This is a genomic window from Murimonas intestini, assembly GCF_024622195.1.
Taxonomy (GTDB): Bacteria; Bacillota; Clostridia; order Lachnospirales; family Lachnospiraceae; genus Murimonas; species Murimonas intestini.
In genome coordinates, this window is the sequence record NZ_JANKBI010000004.1 from 124151 (window position 1) to 144484 (window position 20334).

General features: G+C 46.0%; 18 protein-coding genes. 3 read left to right on the plus strand and 15 right to left on the minus strand.

Annotation, left to right across the window (positions count from 1 at the left end):
• Positions 1-52: 52 nt before the first annotated feature.
• The 3 genes from NSB28_RS08410 to NSB28_RS08420 are packed head-to-tail and all read right to left on the minus strand — an operon-like array spanning position 53 to position 4032.
• Positions 53-1543: a response regulator gene (locus NSB28_RS08410; RefSeq protein ID WP_109626480.1), complete on the minus strand. Its 1491-nt coding sequence runs from the start codon at positions 1541-1543 to the stop codon at positions 53-55.
• Complete coding sequence (locus NSB28_RS08415; protein WP_109626481.1) at positions 1512-3371, minus strand: sensor histidine kinase; 1860 nt, start codon at positions 3369-3371, stop codon at positions 1512-1514. The genes NSB28_RS08410 and NSB28_RS08415 overlap by 32 nt, the downstream gene beginning before the upstream one ends.
• Entirely contained in the window at positions 3358-4032 is a 675-nt protein-coding gene (locus NSB28_RS08420) for a YczE/YyaS/YitT family protein (protein WP_243134903.1), read from the minus strand. The genes NSB28_RS08415 and NSB28_RS08420 overlap by 14 nt, the downstream gene beginning before the upstream one ends.
• A 149-nt stretch (positions 4033-4181) precedes the next feature.
• Between NSB28_RS08420 and NSB28_RS08425 the strand changes: the two genes are divergently transcribed.
• Positions 4182-5078 carry an AraC family transcriptional regulator gene (locus tag NSB28_RS08425; RefSeq protein ID WP_109626482.1) on the plus strand — a complete coding sequence of 299 codons (897 nt, stop codon included), beginning with the start codon at positions 4182-4184 and terminating at the stop codon, positions 5076-5078.
• Positions 5079-5116: 38 nt separating this feature from the next.
• Here NSB28_RS08425 and NSB28_RS08430 read toward each other — a convergent pair whose 3' ends face one another.
• The 6 genes from NSB28_RS08430 to NSB28_RS08455 form a co-directional block, all read right to left on the minus strand.
• Entirely contained in the window at positions 5117-7135 is a 2019-nt protein-coding gene (locus tag NSB28_RS08430) for a glycosyl hydrolase 115 family protein (protein WP_243134904.1), read from the minus strand.
• Positions 7136-7148: 13 nt separating this feature from the next.
• A complete protein-coding gene (locus tag NSB28_RS08435) occupies positions 7149-8000 on the minus strand; it encodes a carbohydrate ABC transporter permease (protein ID WP_109626483.1) in 852 nt (283 codons plus the stop codon).
• A gap of 3 nt (positions 8001-8003) precedes the next feature.
• Positions 8004-8921 carry a carbohydrate ABC transporter permease gene (locus NSB28_RS08440; RefSeq protein WP_109626484.1) on the minus strand — a complete coding sequence of 306 codons (918 nt, stop codon included), beginning with the start codon at positions 8919-8921 and terminating at the stop codon, positions 8004-8006.
• 65 nt (positions 8922-8986) lie between these two features.
• Positions 8987-10357 carry an ABC transporter substrate-binding protein gene (locus NSB28_RS08445; RefSeq protein ID WP_109626485.1) on the minus strand — a complete coding sequence of 457 codons (1371 nt, stop codon included), beginning with the start codon at positions 10355-10357 and terminating at the stop codon, positions 8987-8989.
• 126 nt (positions 10358-10483) lie between these two features.
• Positions 10484-12016, minus strand: a complete 1533-nt coding sequence (locus tag NSB28_RS08450; protein ID WP_109626486.1) for a response regulator — start codon at positions 12014-12016, stop codon at positions 10484-10486.
• Complete coding sequence (locus NSB28_RS08455) at positions 12009-13760, minus strand: sensor histidine kinase (RefSeq protein ID WP_109626487.1); 1752 nt, start codon at positions 13758-13760, stop codon at positions 12009-12011. The genes NSB28_RS08450 and NSB28_RS08455 overlap by 8 nt, the downstream gene beginning before the upstream one ends.
• Before the next feature lie 334 nt (positions 13761-14094).
• On the opposite strand from NSB28_RS08455, the gene NSB28_RS08460 reads away from it, so the two are divergent.
• Positions 14095-14919, plus strand: coding sequence for a hypothetical protein (locus NSB28_RS08460; RefSeq protein WP_109626488.1), 825 nt, complete (start codon positions 14095-14097; stop codon positions 14917-14919).
• Here NSB28_RS08460 and NSB28_RS08465 read toward each other — a convergent pair.
• Genes NSB28_RS08465 through NSB28_RS08480 form a run of 4 tightly spaced genes read right to left on the minus strand, consistent with a single transcriptional unit; the run spans position 14879 to position 19027 of the window.
• On the minus strand, positions 14879-15283 hold the full coding sequence (locus tag NSB28_RS08465) for a YbaN family protein (protein WP_109626489.1): 405 nt from the start codon (positions 15281-15283) through the stop codon (positions 14879-14881). The two genes, NSB28_RS08460 and NSB28_RS08465, sit on opposite strands and share 41 nt — an antisense overlap.
• 8 nt (positions 15284-15291) lie before the next feature.
• Positions 15292-15636, minus strand: a complete 345-nt coding sequence (locus NSB28_RS08470; protein WP_243134905.1) for a nitrous oxide-stimulated promoter family protein — start codon at positions 15634-15636, stop codon at positions 15292-15294.
• Positions 15636-17291 carry an amino acid ABC transporter ATP-binding/permease protein gene (locus tag NSB28_RS08475; RefSeq protein WP_109626490.1) on the minus strand — a complete coding sequence of 552 codons (1656 nt, stop codon included), beginning with the start codon at positions 17289-17291 and terminating at the stop codon, positions 15636-15638. Before NSB28_RS08475 ends, NSB28_RS08470 begins: the two co-directional genes overlap by 1 nt.
• Positions 17288-19027, minus strand: a complete 1740-nt coding sequence (locus NSB28_RS08480) for an ABC transporter ATP-binding protein/permease (protein ID WP_109626668.1) — start codon at positions 19025-19027, stop codon at positions 17288-17290. Before NSB28_RS08480 ends, NSB28_RS08475 begins: the two co-directional genes overlap by 4 nt.
• Positions 19028-19299: 272 nt before the next feature.
• Here NSB28_RS08480 and NSB28_RS08485 point away from each other — a divergent pair, with 272 nt between their 5' ends.
• On the plus strand, positions 19300-19812 hold the full coding sequence (locus NSB28_RS08485) for a signal peptidase II (RefSeq protein ID WP_109626491.1): 513 nt from the start codon (positions 19300-19302) through the stop codon (positions 19810-19812).
• Here the strand turns inward: NSB28_RS08485 and NSB28_RS08490 are convergent.
• Positions 19798-20139, minus strand: coding sequence for a sugar phosphate isomerase/epimerase (locus NSB28_RS08490; RefSeq protein ID WP_257497653.1), 342 nt, complete (start codon positions 20137-20139; stop codon positions 19798-19800). The two genes, NSB28_RS08485 and NSB28_RS08490, sit on opposite strands and share 15 nt — an antisense overlap.
• Complete coding sequence (locus NSB28_RS08495) at positions 20096-20284, minus strand: hypothetical protein (protein WP_257497652.1); 189 nt, start codon at positions 20282-20284, stop codon at positions 20096-20098. Before NSB28_RS08495 ends, NSB28_RS08490 begins: the two co-directional genes overlap by 44 nt.
• Between the last annotated feature and the right edge of the window lie 50 nt (positions 20285-20334).

Consider the following 20334-nt stretch of genomic DNA (forward strand, 5'->3'; position numbering starts at 1 on the left):
TTTTATAAGCTCCAAATAAGATTTTCCCCGGAGTATTCAATTTTTTTAGATTTTATTCTAGATTTTTAGGTAATCTCTGTCTGTATTCCTGAACCGTCAGCCCTGTCTCCTTTTTAAATATCGTACTGAAATAGGAAGCATTCATTATTCCCACCCGCTCTGCTATCTCATAATTTTTCAGATTTGTCCGGGCGATCAGCTCCTTCGCTTTCTCAATGCGGATCTTATTCAGATACTCTGTGATGCTCTGGCCCGTCTCCTTATTAAACAGGTTCGAGAAGTAGCTTTCATTTAATGCAGCGTGTTCCGCTATCTCATGCAGGCAGATATCCCTGCCGTAGTTCTGCCGCATGAACTGTATCCCTGCTGCCACACTGGAATGGAGCAGACCGTTCCTGCTTTTATTAAATATCTGTTCCAGATACTCACCCGTTAACCTGACCAGGTCATCCAGACGCACCATTTCAGCCATATGCTCCTTCATCCTGGCAAACTCCAGATTGCTGATAGGATAATTCAGATTCCGTGCCGCGGCATTCAGTAGCAGCAGGCAGTTCCTCTGCTGGTGCTCCTCATCCGGCATCAGGTCCCGCATCTTCTCTGTCAGCCCACCTAAGGCCTTAAGAGCCGTCTCCAGACTGCAGATGTCCTTATATGACTCTTCTTTTTCCATATAGTCCAGTGTCCGGCCCTCATAACCGTCCTTTATGTCATCCCAGGAGAGTACTTTAGTCCTTTGTAAAAAGCTTCCTGTCACAGCGGCTTTCCGGGCCTGCGCGTAACTCTCCGGCAGCTGTGCCGTCTCTGTGCACAAACTGCTGCATCCTGCCAGATAGTCTTCTCCCTTTAACAAACTTTCTATTCTGGCACACAGGCTGTACCTGTATTCTATCTGTTTCTTTATACTGTGCTCCGCTTTTGCCGGTACAAGAAGTATATTCCACTCTTTCTCATGAAGCTCAAGCAGACTCTCCTCCAGCCAGCAGTTCTTACTGCCAAAGCTGCCTTTCCACTCCTGATCCAGATTCCTGACAGCAAACAGGCAGCCTCCCCTGCTGCCGTCCAGACTCAGATCCAGGAATCTGCCGGCCCTTTCTTCCAGTTTTCCGCCCTTTAAGAATTTAAGTATCTCCTCCTGAAGCCACCCTTCCTTTGCAAGGCCGGCCATATGCTTATTCCAGGAACTGCTGATTATTTCTCCGATGTCTTCTTTTTCTATATCCTGCTTCAGTATATAGTCACTGGCGCCCAGCTTCAGGGACTCTTTTACGAATTCAAAGTCATCGTATGCTGAAAGGGCAATGATCAAAATATCCGGATGCTTCTCTCTGAGCATAGCAGTCAGTTCAATCCCGTTCATGACCGGCATACTCATATCTGTAACTACCACCTCCACGGGCTGTGATTCTACAAATTCCAGGGCTGCTGCTCCATGCACAGCCTCCCCTGCTATTTCAAACCCATGGCTCTCCCAGTCTACAAACTTTTTTATAGCAAAACGGAAAAACTTATCATCCTCCACAATCAATACACGTTTTTTCATCTTCTCTTACCTTTCCCGGGATGATCATAGTCACTGTTGTTCCCTTCCCTGGAATGCTGTCGATCTCATAGATAAAGCCTTCCTGATAAATCATCTTCAGCCGCTGTATGATATTTATAATCCCGATCCCATTAAAGCCTTTATACTTTTCAGTTTTATTTTCCTGCATCTTTCTGCGCAAGTCAACTAATTTTTCCTTTGGCATCCCCATGCCGTTATCCTTTATGGTGATATGAAGCCTGTCCTCCAGCACTTCCCCCTCTATACGTATCACCCCGTCGTTCCTGGAGTTATCCAGTCCGTGAAGGATACTGTTTTCAATAAAGGGCTGCAGGATAAAACCGATAATACTAAACTCCCCGGCTTCCTTTGTAACGTCATATTCTACTGTAAAAGCATCCTCATATCTCTGCTTCTGTATATAGACATAATTTTTGATGTAATCTATCTCATCCCTGAAATATATGAACTTATTTGCATTTTTCACAGTAAACCGCAGCAGATTTATCAGGGCGTCCGCCAGCCTGGCTATTTCCTCCTGCTCCTTCTCATAGGCCAGCCATTTCAGGGAACCCAGAGTATTGTAAAGAAAATGGGGATTGATCTGTGCCTCCATCACCTGATACTGGAGCTCCTGTTTTTCTTCCTGATCCCTTCTTGCCAGCTCATTCAGCTCATTTATTTTAAGTCCCATATGGTTAAACTGCAGGATAAGCATGCCAATCTCATCGTAAGATGCAGGAGAGAGCACCTTGGAATAATTTCCTGTCTCATACTGGCGCATTCCAGTCTCGATGATCTTCAGGTTCTTTTCTATCATCCTGTACAGGGCATATGCCGCAGCCATTCCCACGCACAGTATCACCAGCATTGTCACGATCACCTTTGGGATCACCTGATTCGCTTTTTCCATTATAACTGAATATGGTATAAAACACATAATATTCCACTGGTACTTCACTGTTCTCAGCGGAATTGCCAGATACTGCTCTTCAGCTATCCTCTTCGTGGTCGTATAAATATAGTATTTCCCCTGTTCATAAGACAGATAATACTGCAGATCCTCTTCTTTAAGCTCCAGTTCATTATTCCTGTAGATCAGTCCGTCAGAGCCTGCCACTACAATATTTTTATTCTCCACAAAGGGATTGGCGTCATCACCGCAGTCAAAAAAACTGTCAGAGACGGCAAATATTATGATCCCCTTGTCCTCTGTCTTCTGGCTGCTGTTAAGGGGAGTCATCCGCCTGATAAAATAGACCTGCCCGTTCCTCTGTGTCCATTTAACAGGGCTTGTTCCGCTCACCTCATCCCGGAACAGATCCAGCACCTCTTTTGCCTTCGCTTTTCCTATCTTCTCATCTGCCAGCACCTGATTGTATACATAAACCTCCCCGGACCCGGATTCCATAACAGCAAAATCAGAATATTTATAAAGTATATTATACATAAACATGCTGCTGTTAAATGCAGCCTCATCTAACGTATGGTTCCACTTGTTCCCTTCCTCATCTGTGCCGTCCAGAATTGCCATGATCTCTTTTTTATGGGACAGCGAATAGGAGGCATCCTGAAAATCATAGACCCTCTCATCCATTCTCGTCCCTATCTGTTTCATGAGACTGACAGCAGAATCCTGGGCATTCAGGGTCAGAGCCTTCCTCATGCTCATATAGCTCATGCTCCCTATGGCAACGCTGCATACAACAGCAGACAGGGCCAGATAGGCATAAAGCTTTGTCCTGATCCTGGAATCTCTTATCTTTTTCCAGATGTACAGCTTATATATGTGGAATCTGCCTTTTATTTTCTGTTTATCCTCTTTCATAATTTTTACCTTTCGCCATACCCGATGCCAAAACAGGCCGGCTTACATGAATGTTCAAAAAGTCAATAAGCGGTCCCATAAAAAATGCCGTAATAATAGTGCCGGCCCCTACCATGGCTGCCAGCCCTGAGAGCTTACCTCCCGAAGCAAGATACAGTGCGCTGCCCAGGCATACACAGACCAGGTCAGTAATGATACGGTTATATTTAAACTTCCCCTTCTTCCACGTATATGCAATAATAAGGGAGATGGCGTCATATGTGGAAACTCCCAGATTTGCAGTAATGTATAAAGATGAAGCAAGGCATAGAATACATATGCCGATCATAAGAAATAAAACCCTTCCCGGCAGTGAAAGCACAGGGAACAGCCCATAGAAGAATTTCCGGGAGAAGTCAATCACATATCCCTGAAAAAGCAGGGTCACAAATGTTCCGGGGCCGATGTAATGCTTATCTGCTATAAAGCTGAAGGTGAGCAGAATCAGGCTGAGCAGTACATAAAGCGTTCCAAACTTAAGCGGGACTGCAAAATCCAGGCCGCTCATAAAAGCCTGGAAAGGGTCTACGCCCAATTCCGCCCTTTTTAATATTCCTACACTGAATCCGGCAATCAGCACTCCCATCGTACTCATTACTAAACGTTTTGTTTTCTCTGTCACTTTTCCCTCTCCCCAAATCCTTATAATAGTTGATATAAAGTGTTTTTATGTATTATAATGTAAGGACGCAGCAGAAAAAATCATAATTACGCCATTTGTCATAATTATAACGCCAGTTTTAAGGCTTTCCGGAAAAGGAGCACAGCAGGATGATCGCAACTTCACTGAAGATGAATGAAAAAATGGAAGAACTGCTTCCCCGGGAAAATTCTTTCTTTCCCTTTACGGCATTTTACGAATCATACAGTATCTACACCGGCGGCAGCGTGCCATGGCACTGGCATCCTGATGTAGAATTCATGCTCCTTCTTCAGGGAAGTGTGAAGCTGTACACAAATAACCATACATACCTGCTGGGGCCAGGTGAGGCGGCATTCATAAATTCAAATATCCTCCACTATAAAGAAGCAATAGAAGGCCCCGTTCCTGTATCTCTTAACCAGATTTTTGATGCGGGCCTGATTTCCGGAGGGTATAAAAGTATCTTTGAGCAGAAATATGTGTCCCCAATCCTGCAGTGTAAGTCTCTGGAGGCCATGGCTTTTTATCCTGCTTTGCCCCGCCATCAGAAAATCCTGGAGCTGCTGAAGCATTCTTATGACCTGGCAGAGGAAGGGGGATTTGGCTATGAACTGGCAGTGCGGAGTGACTTGTCACTGGTATGGCGGCTGCTGTGCGAAGAAGCCGCGCCCGTCTTAAGCGAACCCAGAATCACCTCAGGACGCAGGGAAGAACGCATTAAAAAAATGCTCCTGTTTATTCAGGAGCACTTCCATGATAAGATCTCTCTTGCACAGATTGCAGAAAGCGCCAATATCAGCGAGAGAGAATGCCTGCGATGCTTCAAACAGACATTAAATACAACCCCCTTTACGTATCTGTTGGAATACCGGATACGTATGGCAGCCAGGATGCTTTCAGAGACAGACATGCCTGTCACGGAGATCGCTCTGGCCTGTGGTTTTACGGGTGTGAGCTATCTGGGCAAACATTTTAAAATGATCATGGGCTGCACACCCAGTGAATACAGAGCAGGCCCGGAATGAACCAGCTCCGGGCCTGCTGAAGTTATTACCCAAGTTTTTTATCTGTCCCACTTCTCCTCCATCAGCTCAAACAGCTCCTGATCCCTCAGATGGTTTTCCATATTCAGGATCAGCATAACTCTTCTGTCTTCCTCAGAATACAGAAATTCCCTCTGCCATCCGAAATAATGCGGTCCGTCGCCCAGGCATCTGAGGAAGCTCATCAGCCCCTCCAGCACCCAGGCAGTCTGTTTTACATCTGTCAGGCATTCATTCTGATAAAATCCATGCCATTTTCCATGTTCCCGGGACCGCATGGCGCTGTCCGCCTGCAGATAGCACTTCCTGGCTTTTCCTGCCAGATAAAACGCCTCCATATATTCTTCATCCAGAGCCGCCAGCAGGCTTTTGCAGACGAGCAGAGCCCCATGAAAGCAGCCGCAGTGTATTCTTGCCTGCAGCAGCAGCGAATCTCTGAACAGCTCCCTCTCTTCATCCAGCTCAGCCTCCGTCCTGCGGCATAGTGTCTCATATCTGCCGTAACCTTCCGCTGCTTTTTCACAATGTGCCTTATATCTTCCGATCTGTCCTCTCAGGCTGCCGCTCTCACCCAGCCAGAGCAGTTCCCGGGCACAGCTTTCTTTGTTCTTCAGATACTGGGATATGAGGATGCGCGCCGGATGATTGGCATACTGTTCTCCCGCATGTTCATCTTCATGCTCACCATATGAGACAGCATTCCTGTGATACTCTTTAAAGCACTCTGCGATCCTCCCCGCATTCCTTTCACCATAATACCTTTTCACATACGCCATCCTGTGTGCCTCTGTATCAATGTCTCCATTTTTCCAAAACTCAGAAATCAGGTCCAGGAAGTATACATGAGGCTTTACATTAGAGCAGTTGATGATCCAGAAATTATCGGCTCCATGGCGTATGGCTTCCGTCAGTTCCTTTTTGACAAATTCCGGGGAGTTTGGCAGCATAGTGATATGATTTGCAGCCTGCAGGTCATAGAAAGACACATGGTAATAGATTCCGTGCCTGCCTCCGGTATTGGCAGACGGCAGAGAATACACTCTGGGATTGTGGTTATCCTGACGCCTTGTCACCATTTTCCCATATCCGTTATCCGCCCATATCTTAATGACATCTTCCGGCAGCTTCAGTAATCCTTCTTTATACAGTTCCATCGTTTCCCCATACAGATTCGTACAGCAGGCTGCATCTTTATCTGCCGCCTTCACCATATCATACTGCATCCTGATCAGCCGGCTCATTAATTCCCCCCGGCTCTCTTCAGTCTGGTACTGCGGATCATTTACCCAAAAGGGACAGTCCCCCTGTCCCCTAAATCCCAGGTTCCAGATGACTTTCATCCCCTTCTGGGCCTCTATCCCCTCCTGCCACAGCTTCCTGAATTTATCAGGATACTCTGCAAAAGAGGGCTTCAGGCCGGGATAAGCTCTGGAAAACATCTGTGCCCCCAGAGGCTCTGCATGGTGATGAGTCACAAAAAGCCCCATCCTGGAAGCAAGCCCTCTGTATTTGCCGGAATTTTTATCAGTCCCTGGGATCACCATATTTCCGCCCTGCCGCATGAGCGCCTCCAGAGCCATCTCCCAGGGTTCCTCCTTTCTCCTGTTTACACTCCATGTGTGAAGGAGGACCTCGTCATTGATAAACCAGCCGCGGTATTTTATTCGGTACGGCTCTGACTGGTAATCGTAGTCCGCCTGCAGTACATATTCCTGCCTTGGGACAATCTTCTGGTCATTCCAGAACCAGTAGTCATTGATACCCAGCACAGAACGGCTCACCTTATAAATGCCGTAAATAAATCCCAGGTCATCTCCCGCCTCGATGACAAGACTTCCATTTTCGCAGAACAGCCGGAAGCATTCACTCTGCTGCTCCAAACTAAATCGCAGAATTATTTCCGCCCCCTGCTTTTCCAAACAGGTTTTATCACAGGCCTTCCCAAGATCTCTTTCCAGATTTCTGACAGCCCACTCTACAGGCCTTGAATGTATATCTGATGTGATCTTTGTGTTAATGTTAATTACCATATCTTTCATGGCTGTATGCTCCTTATCCTTTTATACCGTCCATTGCGATTCCGTCAACAAGATACCTCTGGAATAAGATGAAAAACAGGATGACAGGAAGGAGGGATACCACCGACATTGCGAACAGTCCCCCATAATTGTTATATGAATTGGGATCCAGATACATATTCAATGCCAGAGGAATCGTAAACTTCTCTGCGCTGCTCATAAAAATCAGAGGCTGGAAAAAGTCCTGCCAGATCCAGTAAAATGCGAAGATCGTGGATGTGATGATAGCAGGGCGTACCACCGGTACCAGTATCCTGAAGAGGATAGCGACTCTTCCGCAACCGTCGATTTCAGCCGCCTCATCCAGTTCCCGCGGAATACCCTGGAAGAACTGCACCATCAGGAAGATAAAGAATGCTCCGCCAAAAAACCATGGCAGTATAAGGGATATTCTTGTATCTATCAGGTTCAGCTTTTTAAGGATTATGTACTGGGGCACTACCATCACCTGGGCCGGAATCATCATGGTCATCATCACGCATCCAAACCAGAAATTTCCAAATCGGAATCTGATCCTGGAAAAAGCGTAAGCCGCAAACAGCGATGTGGTAACGCATCCCACCACTCCCACTGCAGTAACTATCACCGAATTAAAGAGAAATGTGGTGAAGGGCACGCCTCCGACCCCTTCAAAACCGCTCAGATAGTTTGCCGCTGCATCCCAGACCTTGGGGATCAGGGAATACGCATCCTGAAACATGGTCTGGTTGCTTTTAAATGAACTGGCCACCAGCCAGAGGAGCGGATAGATCATTATAAATCCAAGAAGACACGCACCTATATGGAACCGTATTGAACGCAATCTCTGTTTTTTCTGCCTATTCATTCTTTATTCCCTCCCAGCTTCATAATGGACCCAGCTTCCCTGCGTCTTAAACAGAACAATCGTGAATATACCCACGATGGCTACCAGGATCCACGCAAGGGCACAGCTGTAACCCATATCGAAATAATTAAACGCCCGCCTGTACAGATACAGCACATATGACAGGGTACTGTCAAGAGGCCCTCCGTCTGTGATAATATAGCTCTCTGTAAACACTCTGAACCCATTGATGATCTGCAGGATCAGATTAAAGAATATAGTAGGAGTCAGCATTGGCAGCGTAATCTTTGTAAACATCTTCGCCGGCCTTGCGCCGTCTACCTGTGCTGATTCATACAGGGAATACGGTATCTGCTTCAGGGCTGATAAGAAGATCAGCATAGATGATCCGAACTGCCAGACACCCATAAGTATGATCACGCCCAGAGACGTAGTCGTATTTCCCAGCAAAGAGGTAGTCTGGCTGATGCCGACTGCGTTCAGAAGGGACATGATAACACCCTGGTTTCCAAATATCTGCTTCCACACGACAGATACAGCGATGCTGCCTCCTATGATAGAGGGCACATAGTATAATGTCCTGTAAAGTCCCAGCCCTTTATGCTTTTTATTCAGAAGCATCGCCACGAAAAGCGCAAAGGCAAGACGGAGGGGAACCAGCACAAGTACATAAATAAATGTAACTTTCAGAGACTGATAAAAGCTTTTATCCTTTGTAAAAGCCCGGATATAATTGTCTATACCCACGAAGGACGGAGTATTCAGCAGGTTAAAATCTGTCAGCGAATAGTATATTGAGATGAACATGGGGATCATCCACATCAGAATAAAGCCGACAAGCCACGGCGTGAGCATCAGATATCCTGCAATATTGTCTTTCCGCTTGTATGGGGATTTCCTTAAAGCTTTAGAATTTTTCATTTTTTCACCCTTTTCCTAAAAGAGAAGGAGACATCCATTAAACGTCTCCCCTCTTGTTCTCTACTCTATTTATTATTTCTCTCAAGGATTGAATTTGCTTCTTCCCTGAAGGCAGCAGCTGCATCTTCTGCTGTTGCTTGGCCATAATATACACTGTTGGCAGCATTCTTAAATGCTTCATTTATTTCTGACATCCCAACAGGATCGGGAGCAGGTGTATCACCACAGATGGCTGCTGCTTCATCCACACCTTCAAACATAGCCTTCTGCTGCTCTCCCAGCTTTCCTGAGCTGATCATATAGTCACGGATCTCTGAGGAGACGGGTGTGCCTCTCTCTGCCATCATGATATCATTTGCCTCTTTAGAATTAATAAACCAGTTGATAAATTCTGCAGCCTCCTGTTTTACCTGGGAAGTCTCAGCAACTGAAAAGAACATTCCGGGTTTCATCCAGAGCCCTTTTGCATCTGAGTCATCTGACATAGGCGGGGTGACCATTTTAATTTTATCATTCACACTGCTCAGCTTAGAAGCGTAGTTGTTCCACTCCATGATCATTGCAGCATCCCCTGTAACAACAGGACCGGCTTCCTGGCCAAGAGTGGCGATCTGCGCATACTCATCAGGATTTGGAAGGACTCCCTCCTCCATCAGGCTGTTCCACATTGTAAAATAATCCTCACAGATCTTATCGTCTGTATAACCAAGTGACTTGTTGTCTTCGCTGAACAGGCTCTGTCCATGCTGCCTTACCCAATAATTAAACCCGTTTGTATCCAGGGCTGTATCCATAGCCGGTCCATATTTTCCTGTGGCTTCATGGACTTTCTTGCTCATCTCTATGAAATCACTCCATGTCCAGTCAGCTGTGGGTTCTTCTACTCCCGCCTCTGCCAGTACATCGGGATTGTATCCAAAGCTCAGCATGGATGTGGACAGCACCAGTCCTGTCATCTTATCATCGATCTGGCCTGTGTTAAGCAGTTTTTCGTCAATACCGGATACATCAATCGTGCCATTATCAATAAACTCCTGAAGGTCTGCCACAGAATTGTTTTTTGCATAAGTTGTCAGGTAGAGGTAGTCCATCTGCACAATATCAGGCATTGCCCCTGAGGCTGTCTGCGTGGACAGCTTTTCAAAATATCCGTCCCATCCGGAAGGTGATGCCACAAACTTCACATTAGGATGAAGTTCTGAATAGAGATCAAGCACCTGCTGGGTTTGTTCATGTCTTGTCTGTCCACCCCACCATGCTATCTTAATCGTTACCTCTTTGGCGTCCCCATCTTCCGCTGCTGTCTTTAAGTCCGCCTCGGTTACTTTCTGAGAAGCCTCCTCCTGTTCCGGTTCCGCTGTTTTGCAGGCCCCCGCAGATAATGCTACTGTTCCGGCCAGTGCAGCCGCCATTATTCTTTTCATTCTCTGACTCATGTCATCCTCTCCTTCTCTTCTACCATTGTTTTATGTATTTGTTGCTTGATAATGATATTGTAACGGATTTCTTTTTTAGAATGAATGGAATTTCAGGAGTTGGTATTTGAAAATAACCGACTTATTTTATCCGGAACAGCTGCTCCTGCCTTTCAAACATCTGTCACGATATTCCGTAGGTGAGACTCCCGCTGCCTTTTTAAAAGCTTTGGAAAAATATTGGCCATCGGGAGAATATCCCACTGTTTCCGCCAGCTGTGAGATCTTGATATCAGGTTTATAATCCAGCAGTCTCTCTGCCAGCGCGATCCTTGTCTCTAACAGGAAGGTGGAAAACTTCATTTTTCTGTTCTTCAGAAATATCCTTCCAAAATATTCTTCATTCATAAACAGAACTTCCTTTGCCAGAAACCGGATATTCATATCCGGCTCACGGAGATACTTATGGACTGCCAGCAATATATTCCTCACACGCTTGTCATCCCTGCCCTCCTGCTGCAGGATTCCCTGCCGGACCGCAATCTGTTCTGTCACGTCAGTAAAAAGCTGCCATACCCTGTCAGCGTTTTCACCCACGCCCTCTCCCGGAACAAACTGCTCCCCGTAAAGGACTTTTATGATCCATGTACACATCTCTCTTTTTTCATCATATGTATATCCATCTAATTCCATCTTGGCAAAGGCCAGATACATTTCAAATAATATCTCACCATAATCCTGAGAACTGCCTGCCTTATGGTAGTCTATAATATCAGAGAGCCTGCTCTTTGCTTCCCTGAATATACCGTAGTGGAGCAGGACTCCATCAGGGGCGTCTGCCCCCATGCGGAAGAGTTCTTTCACCTGGTCAAAAAGCTGATGAACGTCCTGCAGCTCACCCTCCCTGCTTACTGCTGCATTCATAGGGCCTCCTGCTACCCGGCTGAATTCTGTCCGTGTTCTGGCAAACGCAGGCTCAATCTGCTCTATATCGCAGTTTCGCAGCAGAAACAGGATATCCTGCTGTAATACTGCTGATAATAAAATATTAGTCTCTCCCAGCAGCTCCCCCAGTATATTTCCCAGCACAAACTGTTCCAGATAGTCGATCTTATCCTCCAGGCGCAACGCCAGCACACGTACCTGCTGCTGTTCAGTTCCAAACTCTTCCAGAAACATCTGATAATCTTCCTGCGGCTTTTCCCTTTCTAAGAGCATGTTGCAAAACAGCTGCTCCTTGGCTCTTGGCAGCAGTCTTCTGACCTTATGGCTGTATTCCTGGCTCCTGCGCTTCTGTGACCTCTTTTCTGCAATGCTCTGCTTGACTTTGCTGAGCACTTCCACGATTTTTTCCTCATCACAGGGCTTCAGTATATAATACCGCACGCCTTCTTCCATCGCCTGGCTTGTAAACTCATATTCCCCATAACCTGACAGCACTATAAATTCTATGTCGGGAAAGCTCTCTTTTGTTTTTTTGATCAGTTCAATGCCGTCCATCACTGGCATCTTTATATCAGTCAGTACGATATCCGGTTCCTCCGCCTGGATCTTTTGAAATCCTTCCACTCCGTTCCAGGCAGTACCGGCCAGCTGTATTTCATAATTTTCCCAGGGAATAAACTGTGCCATCCCTTCTCTTTCAATATCTTCATCATCCACAATTAAAAGCTTATACATCTGCTCCCTCCTTCTGCCTCTTAGGTATGAGAATAGAAATCTTCGTTCCTTCGCCCAGCCTGCTTTCAATCATAAATACATTTTCTTCATATGCGATCTTCAGCCTCTCCCTGATGTTCTTTAAGCCAATACCGTGTCCTTTAGGCTTAAAATCAAAGCTTCTGACTGCCTCCAGCTCTTCCTGTGACATGCCCGGACCTGTATCCTGTACCTCCATCCGTATGCAGTCCGCTTCCTCTTTTACCGTAACCGTTATCCTGCACATGGTAAGCACCTTTTCCACGCCGTAATAAATAGAGTTCTCAATGAGAGGCTGCAGAATCATCCGGGGCACCATATAATGAGTCAGATCCCCCTCTGTCTCAACAGCAAATTCTGCCCTTTTCTGGTATCTGAACTGCTGTATTGTAATATAGCTCCTGGCATTCTCCACTTCCTCTTCCACTGTTATATACGGCTCCTTGGCAAAGGAGGCCCTCAGAAGGCGCCCCAGTTCAACGATCATCCTGCCTGCTTCCTGGTTCCTGCCCGCTTTTACCATCCAATTTAAAGCGTTGAGTGTATTGTAGAGAAAATGTGGATTTATCTGGGCCTGAAGCATCTTATATTCTGTATCCTTGAGGAGCAGCTGTTTTTCGTAATTCTCATGGATAAGAAAATCGATCTTATCCAGCATTACCGCAAATTCCTGGGAGAGGATAGCCACCTCATCATGGCCTGTCTCCTCTGACAATAATTCTTTCGCTCCCTGGAAGTTTCCGTTCTCAACTATTTTCATAGATTCTGTCAGCTGGTCAAGGGGATTTGTTATCACCCCTGATATTTTGCGCATGGCAAATATCAGTATCACAAATACTAGCACGAATCCTCCCAGCATCAGATAACGTATGCGCATAGTCTGCCCGAAGATCTGGCTGTAGGGAAATGCATTGACGTAGACCCAGCCATTTACTGAAGACTTTAAATAACACAGAAAATAGCGCTCCCCCTCATAGTTAATGACCTGATATCCCTGGCTCTCATCTGTCTGAAAATATTCCGGCACCTCTTTCTCATCGCCGTAGACCAGCCCTCTGTCTGAGTATACATATAAAACTGAATCCTTTGCCTCCAGCAGATCCCTGGTATTTTCAATCATCCCCGCCACATCGCTTGTCAAAATAAATGTCCCCAGATATGTGAGGCTGGCATTTTTCCGTTCCAGTATATCTCTTCCTGAAATCAGGTAAGGATAATTCAGCGACGGAGACTCCATCACATAGCCGCCTCTCTTAGCCCGGCACTCTTGCAAAAACTCCTGGTATGTATCTTCATCCGGCTCCCCGCAGTAGGAACCCATGGTAAAACTCACACTGTCTCTGTCCGTATAGACGATATTTTCAACCACCGGATACAGCATGATCTTATCCTGAATGATATTCCTGATCTTATTGATCTCATAATTATAGCCCTGCGACAGATATTCCAGAGCCATAGCATCCGCCAGATGTTCCTGTATATCCTGGTCCATAGCTATAATATAGCTTAATTCCTCTATATCCTGCAGCTCCGCGTTCACCTTCTGCGTAAAAAAATCCAGCTCCTGCAGCGACTTCTCATACAGCTTTTTGTCATAGATATTCAGGCTGGCCTGAAGCGCCACAATTGAAATACAGCAGGATATCCCTGCCAGCAGCAGATAAACAGACATCATTTTACCTGCCAGCTTCATATTTTTAAATTTCTTTTTTATGCTATCCAGCATCTCCCATCCTCCCAATAAAAAAAGCAGCCCCGGAACATGTTTTTCCCGCGGCCGTCATTCCTCCCAGTGTACTTCCAGAGAACCTGCCTGTATATTCTTTTCCTGATTATAGCATTTTATTAAAGTATATTTAATGTAAATAAAGGAGTTCTGATTTGTCCAAAACCGATTTCTGTTTTAAAAAATTATAACATACATTTATACAACCTTCTATATAACTTTGAAGCCGGAAAAACAGGCTTTGCTTTAGCTCTTTGCCCGTGGAAATAAATTGCGGATTAAAACAGTGTATGATAAAATCGATACCAATAAGAAATGTGGGGGGAATATAATTATGAAAGAACGCATAGCTGAGTGTATAAATATTTTAGGTGAATTTTGCGGAAAGAGGGATCTTCCAGTTTTGACAGGGGAAGAATTAAAGAAAAGATATGGGGTGGCACAGGCAGATATCATGGTGCTTTTTGGCGGAAGTATCATGTGCGGGGGTGATGTGCTTGCTGAAGCTATCAGAAATAAAATAGCCAGAAAATATATTATCGTGGGAGGAGAAGGACATACGACGGAGACTCTGCGCATAAAAATGCACAGCCAGTTTCCCTGTATAGAAACTGCCGGACTTTCTGAAGCCTGTATCTTCGATGCTTATTTGCGTTACAGGTATGGACTGGCGGCAGATTTTTTAGAGTGTGAATCTACCAACTGCGGCAATAACATTACTTATCTGTTAGAACTTCTGAAAAGAAATGGCCTGGATTTTAAGACAATTATCCTCGCCCAGGACGCTTCCATGCAGCGCCGCATGGAGGCAGGGCTGCGCAAATATGTCTCCAAAGATGTGACCGTCATTAACTTTGCCGTCTACTCTGCAAAAGCAGTCACAGATGGCCCCCGCCTTGTTTTTGAAAATGAAATCTGGGGAATGTGGGATATGGACAGGTATATCACGCTCCTGATGGGTGAGATTCCCAGATTGTCTGATTCTAAAGACGGGTATGGCCCTAATGGGAAAAACTTTATAGCACATGTGGATATCCCTGAAGAAGTAGTAAAGGCATTCTCAGAACTGCAGCAAGAATATCCTGATAAGGTCAGGGAGGCAAATCCACTATTTGAATCTAAAATTCAGGGTCAGGATAACCCTCCGCCTTCTGCCTGACCGTCTTCACCCCAAAGACAAAGTAAAGGATATGGAACAGCCACACTCCGGCCAGGATGATCCTGCCCACCGGTACACGGCCCATCATCAAAAATCCGATGGACATCAGAAGTGTAACCATGACCATGATCCGGATCTTCGTTTTCCAGGTCATCCCCTGTCCTTTCACATATGTCTCCAGGTTATTTTTATACAGCCTGGTGTTAATGAACCAGGTATTCAGCTTTTCGGAACTTCTGGCAAAGCAGTATGCTGCCAGCAGAAGGAAGGGAAATGCCGGAAGCAGTGGAAGGACGGCCCCGACTGCTCCCATAAACAGACCCAGGCAGCCCACGATGATCAACAGTATTTTTTTCAGCTTCATATTACCTGTTATCCTTTCTTTTCTTTCTTCGATTCTATAAGATGTCTGACTGCCAGAACCGGATGATACATGATCATCCGCGGTCCTGAGTACCGCATGACACTCTTAATGCGTTCACGCATATCTTTCTTATAACAGTGGACTTTGCAGTTTGAGCAAAATGTCTTCGTTTCCATGAAACGGCAGGCATCTACCCTCCGTTTGGCATACGACAGCAGCTCTCTGCACTCCGGGCACAACTCTTCACCAGATGCTTTTTCATGTCGGTTTCCGCTGCAGCAGATCTTTACCATCAGCTCCAGGATTTCCTTCTCTTTTTCCCTCTTAGTGCCAGTCTGCATATCTTTTTTCATCAGCTCATCCTCCCGTTTTCCATGGCATACGTAGTATCTGCTATACGCATAGTGGACGGCCTGTGGGACACCAGGACCACTGTCCTGTCCTTTTCTCCCCTCAGAGCCTTCAAGATAATTGCTTCATTCAAACTGTCCAGATTGCTGGTCGGTTCATCTAAAAGGAAAAGAGGCGCATTGTGCAGAAATGCTCTCGCAAGGCCCAGCCGCTGGCGTTCGCCGCCTGACAGGGTGCTGCCCAGTTCACCCACCTCCGTCTCGTACCCATTGGGGAGAGATGAGATGAATTCATGCACTGAGGCCTTCCTGCAGGCTTCCACGATTTCTTCTCTGGTGGCATCTCTTTTTGCAATCCTGATATTATTCTCAATACTGTCGTGGAACAGCTGCGTCTCCTGGGTCATATAACCCTCATTTTCCCTCAGAGAAGTTGTGAGGATCTCCCTGATATCCTTTCCTGATATATGTATTTCCCCGCTTCCTGTATTCCAGAAGCGCATGAGCAATTTCAGTATAGTGGATTTCCCGCTGCCGGATTTACCGACTATTCCGGTAATTGTCCCCTTTTTAACCTCCAGGCTCACATCCTTAAGTATTTCCTCATCCCCATAAGAGAAATGGACATTTTTTAAACCGGCGCCTTCAAACTCAATCTGTGCACCTGATATGTTTTCCCTGACTTCAGGTGTATCATCCAGGATATCCAGCACCCTGCTGCCCGCAGCCATAGTCTGTGACAGCCCGCTTCCCAGATTGGCCACTGCCAGGACAGGCCCGAAGGACGATGCCATAGTGATAACAGACAGCAGCACTCCGTCAAAGCCTATACTGCCTTTCTGGTAAAGGATAGCTGAAACTGCCAGCATGATCACCGTGAATACCAGGATGATCTGTCCTGTTACCGCAGAATTTGTTCCTGCAGTTTTTTTCATTTCACTCTCTATGCCGGACATCTTATCACTTCGGGAATTAATGTCATCCAGGCGCTTCTCTCCGAACCCGTACTGGATAATCTCCCTGAGCCCCCGCATACTGTCCATAAAGCATGCATTCATCTCCCCAAACTCTGAGCGGAACGCTTCCCCCTTCTCTCTTGACCTGCGGGAGATTATGAAAGGAATCAGGACACCTACGATCAGATAAGCTGCCGCTGCAGTAACCCCCAGTAATACATGTATTCCTGACAGGAACGCCGTCATGATTCCTGAAACGATAAGCGCAATACAGCATGGGGAGATGGTGTGCGCATAAAACACTTCCAGCAGCTCTATGTCACTGGTGATGATTGAAATCAGATTCCCCTTATCCCTGCACTCCAATTTGGCAGGTGCCAGGCGGCGCAGAGCTCCGAATACCTTATCCCGTATCAGCGCCAGAAGCCTGAAAGCAATATAATGGTTGCATGCCTGCTCTGCATATCGGAGGATCCCCCTCACCACTGCAAATATACATACGCTGATAAATATTGTTGTCAGAGATATTCCTCTGTTGATCCCCAGCACATCCAAAACTGCATAGCCCCCAAACACTGTTATAAAGATAGCTGACAGAAAACCTGCCACTCCCATGATCACCGCCCCGAGCATTACAAATGCCAGAGGCCTTACCAGCCCGGTAAGTCTTGCCATGATCTGTAACGAACTTCTCTTTTTCATGCGTACTGTCCCTCCTTTCCTCCATAATTTTCAAGTTCCGACTGGGTCTTCCACAGCCTGGCATACAGGCCGTCCTTTGCAGCCAGGGTTTCATGACGTCCTGTTTCTGCAATGCGTCCTTCCGACATAACATAGATCTTATCAGCCATGACTACATTGGCCAGCCTGTGTGATATCAATATAACTGTTTTAGTCCTGGCCAGTTTTATCAGGACTTCCATAATATCATTTTCACTTTCCACATCTATATTGCTGGTTGCTTCGTCAAAAATATATACTGGGCTGTCATGCAGAAGTGCACGGGCCAGCGCCAGCCTTTGACACTGGCCGCCCGAAAGGTTAGAGCCCCTCTCAGAGATTCCCATTTCAAGGCCTCCTGCAGATTTAATAAAATCAGCCAGATTTACTTTCTTCAGTGCCCTCCACATGGATTTTTCATCTGCGTCCGGCCTGCCGATCAGGAGATTATCCCTTACTGTACCTTTAAAGATATAGCTGCCCATGCTGATAAGTGTAATATTCTGCATGATATCTGCTTCTGATATCTCCGTAATCTCTCTTCCTCCAATCCTGATGCTTCCCTCATAGCCGCTTCTCATTCCCATGACCAGAGAGGCTATTGTGGATTTTCCGCAGCCGCTCTCACCCACAATAGCCGTAAAACTGTTCTCAGGAAATGACATATGGATATTACGGAGCACAGCTCTGTCTGCCTCATAGGAGAAGGACAAACCTTCAATGTCAATCACTTTTTCTTTTCCTATATGTGCCTCCTTTTCCTCATCCTCCGGAAGATCCAGCAGTGCAAATATACGGTCGCTGGCTGCCATCCCGTTCATTGCCACATGGAAAAAGGAGCCAAGGGCACGCAGAGGCAGGAAAAAATCAGCAGCCAGCATGATGATGGCAAAGCATCCCGTAAATCCCACATTGCCGGCCTTAAACTCAAGTACAGAAAATATAACGCCTAAAGCAGCGCCTCCATAAGCGATCAGATCCATTACAGTAATGGAATTGAGCTGCATAGTCAGTACTTTCATTGTGATTTTCCTGAACTGCTCTGCTTCCTTATTCATCTCCTGATGCTTATACTCATCGGCCTGATATACCTTCAGAGTCGTCAGTCCCTGCAGATTTTCCAGAAAGCTGTCACCCATTTTCGTATACTGGCCCCAGTATTTTGCCAAAAGCTTCTTTGCAAATTTCTGGACAGCGATGATTGACACCGGGATGAGAGGCACACACAGCAGCAGAACAACAGCCGCTTTCATGCTGACAAAGGATAAGACAATAAATAATGTAACCGGCGAAAGCATACTGTAAAAAAACTGAGGCAGATAAGAACCAAAATATGTTTCCAGCTGCTCCACGCCCTCGACCGATGCCTGGACCACCTCTGCAGTGGCAGCTTTTTCCGTATAACTGCTGCCCAGGCGGAGCAGTTTCCTATAGATCAGTTCACGCAGCGTTTTTTTAACAGATTTTGAAGCCAAATAACTCTCCCGGGATGCCGCCCTGGCGCAGCAGAATCTGACAGCCACACACGCAGCAAAAATACAGGCTGTTGTCACCCCCTGCTGTATAGTCAGGCTGTTCATCCTCAGTGCTTCCAGTATTCTACCAATTGTAAATATAATAATGATATTCCCAACCAGTGATATCCACTGCGCCGCAACATTTCCTGCAATGTGCTTTTTAGATTCCGGGACTGTATTGATCAGTCTTTTATTAATCATCATGATGTTTCAGGCTCCTTGTTAGTTATCTCAAATATTGATTAGTTGTTTCTAACTTATATTCAAAAAAATTAACAGTTAGTTTCTACTAACTGCATGCTTATTCTACACTACTATAATCTGTTTTGTCAATACATAAATCCTGAATTTTCCATTTTCCCGCCAAATTTCCAAAACCATGTATTGACAGGCATCAGCCCTTCCATCATAATTATAAATCAGATACACGCTGACCAGATTAAAGAAAGGACTGGAATCCTCCAGGTACTCTTATGAAATATATAAAACAATATTTTGGGCACATCCTTGCACTGACAGTACTGGACCAGGCAGTCAAACTTCTTATCCAATTCTTCTGGCTTACAATAGATACGGACTTAATCGGACCTCTGCTCAGGTTCCGTCCTGTCCATAACACGAACCTGAGCTGGGCCGGCAATTTCATACCGTTCCTTTCCGGCGTGGAGGCCACTGTCATTTTGAATCTTCTGTGCATTGCCCTGTACATCAGCTGCTACGCCTTCTATAGAAGCAGACAAAAAGAGCCGGCAAAATCCGCAGCTTTTATTTTCGTCTGCGGGATGGCCGGCTGTCTGTGCAGCCTGATCGACAAAGTTTTCTGGGGCGGCAGTCTGGATTTCCTTCAGATCCCCCGGCTTTTCACATTTGATCTGAAAGACTGCTATCTGAGCGCTTCATTGTGCCTGTTTGTTCTGGTGGGTTTAAAGCACAGGGAAGACATCTCCTTCAGGGAATATTTCAGGTGGATACTAAAACGCCGTTAGCCTGAAAGCATCCAGCCTTTTGGCCCTCACATACGCTTCTTGCAAAAACTTTTCTGCCGTCAGATCCAGATAGTCCCAGTTCATAGACTCTAATGCAGTGGCGCCTGTATATCCTGTCTGAGCAATCTTTCTCATAACACACGGCCAGTCGATACCGCCGTCAAACGGCAGCTGATGCTGGGAATGTTTCCCTCCGTTGTCATGTAAATGCAGAGCCATCAGCCGCTTGCCATACATGGATAATAAATCATCATCCGGATTGTAGTTGCTGTGATGGCAGCAGTCATAACAGAATCCCACACGGCCGTAATCCACTCTCTTCAGCACAGTCTTTCACACACTGCATATAACATTCAGCCAGGTCTTCTCCATCCGGATTGTCAGACCAGAGCTTGTCCTGGTTCTGGACCGGCGTATGGATATTCTCTATGATAAGCCCTTTTAGCTTAGGTGTGACTTCATTTGCTGTCACGGATATCCCCTGCCCCGGCTTGCGGCAGTGTTTTCTTTTTGTTATGATGA

What these genes read in the sequence shown, in the direction of transcription:
- NSB28_RS08455 (WP_109626487.1), bottom strand. Translation starts at nt 13,760, where the DNA reads ATGCTGGATAGCATAAAAAAGAAATTTAAAAATATGAAGCTGGCAGGT.
- NSB28_RS08445 (WP_109626485.1), bottom strand. Translation starts at nt 10,357, where the DNA reads ATGAGTCAGAGAATGAAAAGAATAATGGCGGCTGCACTGGCCGGAACA.
- NSB28_RS08435 (WP_109626483.1), bottom strand. Translation starts at nt 8,000, where the DNA reads ATGAATAGGCAGAAAAAACAGAGATTGCGTTCAATACGGTTCCATATA.
- NSB28_RS08450 (WP_109626486.1), bottom strand. Translation starts at nt 12,016, where the DNA reads ATGTATAAGCTTTTAATTGTGGATGATGAAGATATTGAAAGAGAAGGG.
- NSB28_RS08470 (WP_243134905.1), bottom strand. Translation starts at nt 15,636, where the DNA reads ATGAAAAAAGATATGCAGACTGGCACTAAGAGGGAAAAAGAGAAGGAA.
- NSB28_RS08465 (WP_109626489.1), bottom strand. Translation starts at nt 15,283, where the DNA reads ATGAAGCTGAAAAAAATACTGTTGATCATCGTGGGCTGCCTGGGTCTG.
- NSB28_RS08460 (WP_109626488.1), top strand. Translation starts at nt 14,095, where the DNA reads ATGAAAGAACGCATAGCTGAGTGTATAAATATTTTAGGTGAATTTTGC.
- NSB28_RS08415 (WP_109626481.1), bottom strand. Translation starts at nt 3,371, where the DNA reads ATGAAAGAGGATAAACAGAAAATAAAAGGCAGATTCCACATATATAAG.
- NSB28_RS08425 (WP_109626482.1), top strand. Translation starts at nt 4,182, where the DNA reads ATGATCGCAACTTCACTGAAGATGAATGAAAAAATGGAAGAACTGCTT.
- NSB28_RS08410 (WP_109626480.1), bottom strand. Translation starts at nt 1,543, where the DNA reads ATGAAAAAACGTGTATTGATTGTGGAGGATGATAAGTTTTTCCGTTTT.
- NSB28_RS08440 (WP_109626484.1), bottom strand. Translation starts at nt 8,921, where the DNA reads ATGAAAAATTCTAAAGCTTTAAGGAAATCCCCATACAAGCGGAAAGAC.
- NSB28_RS08485 (WP_109626491.1), top strand. Translation starts at nt 19,300, where the DNA reads ATGAAATATATAAAACAATATTTTGGGCACATCCTTGCACTGACAGTA.
- NSB28_RS08475 (WP_109626490.1), bottom strand. Translation starts at nt 17,291, where the DNA reads ATGAAAAAGAGAAGTTCGTTACAGATCATGGCAAGACTTACCGGGCTG.
- NSB28_RS08480 (WP_109626668.1), bottom strand. Translation starts at nt 19,027, where the DNA reads ATGATTAATAAAAGACTGATCAATACAGTCCCGGAATCTAAAAAGCAC.
- NSB28_RS08430 (WP_243134904.1), bottom strand. Translation starts at nt 7,135, where the DNA reads ATGAAAGATATGGTAATTAACATTAACACAAAGATCACATCAGATATA.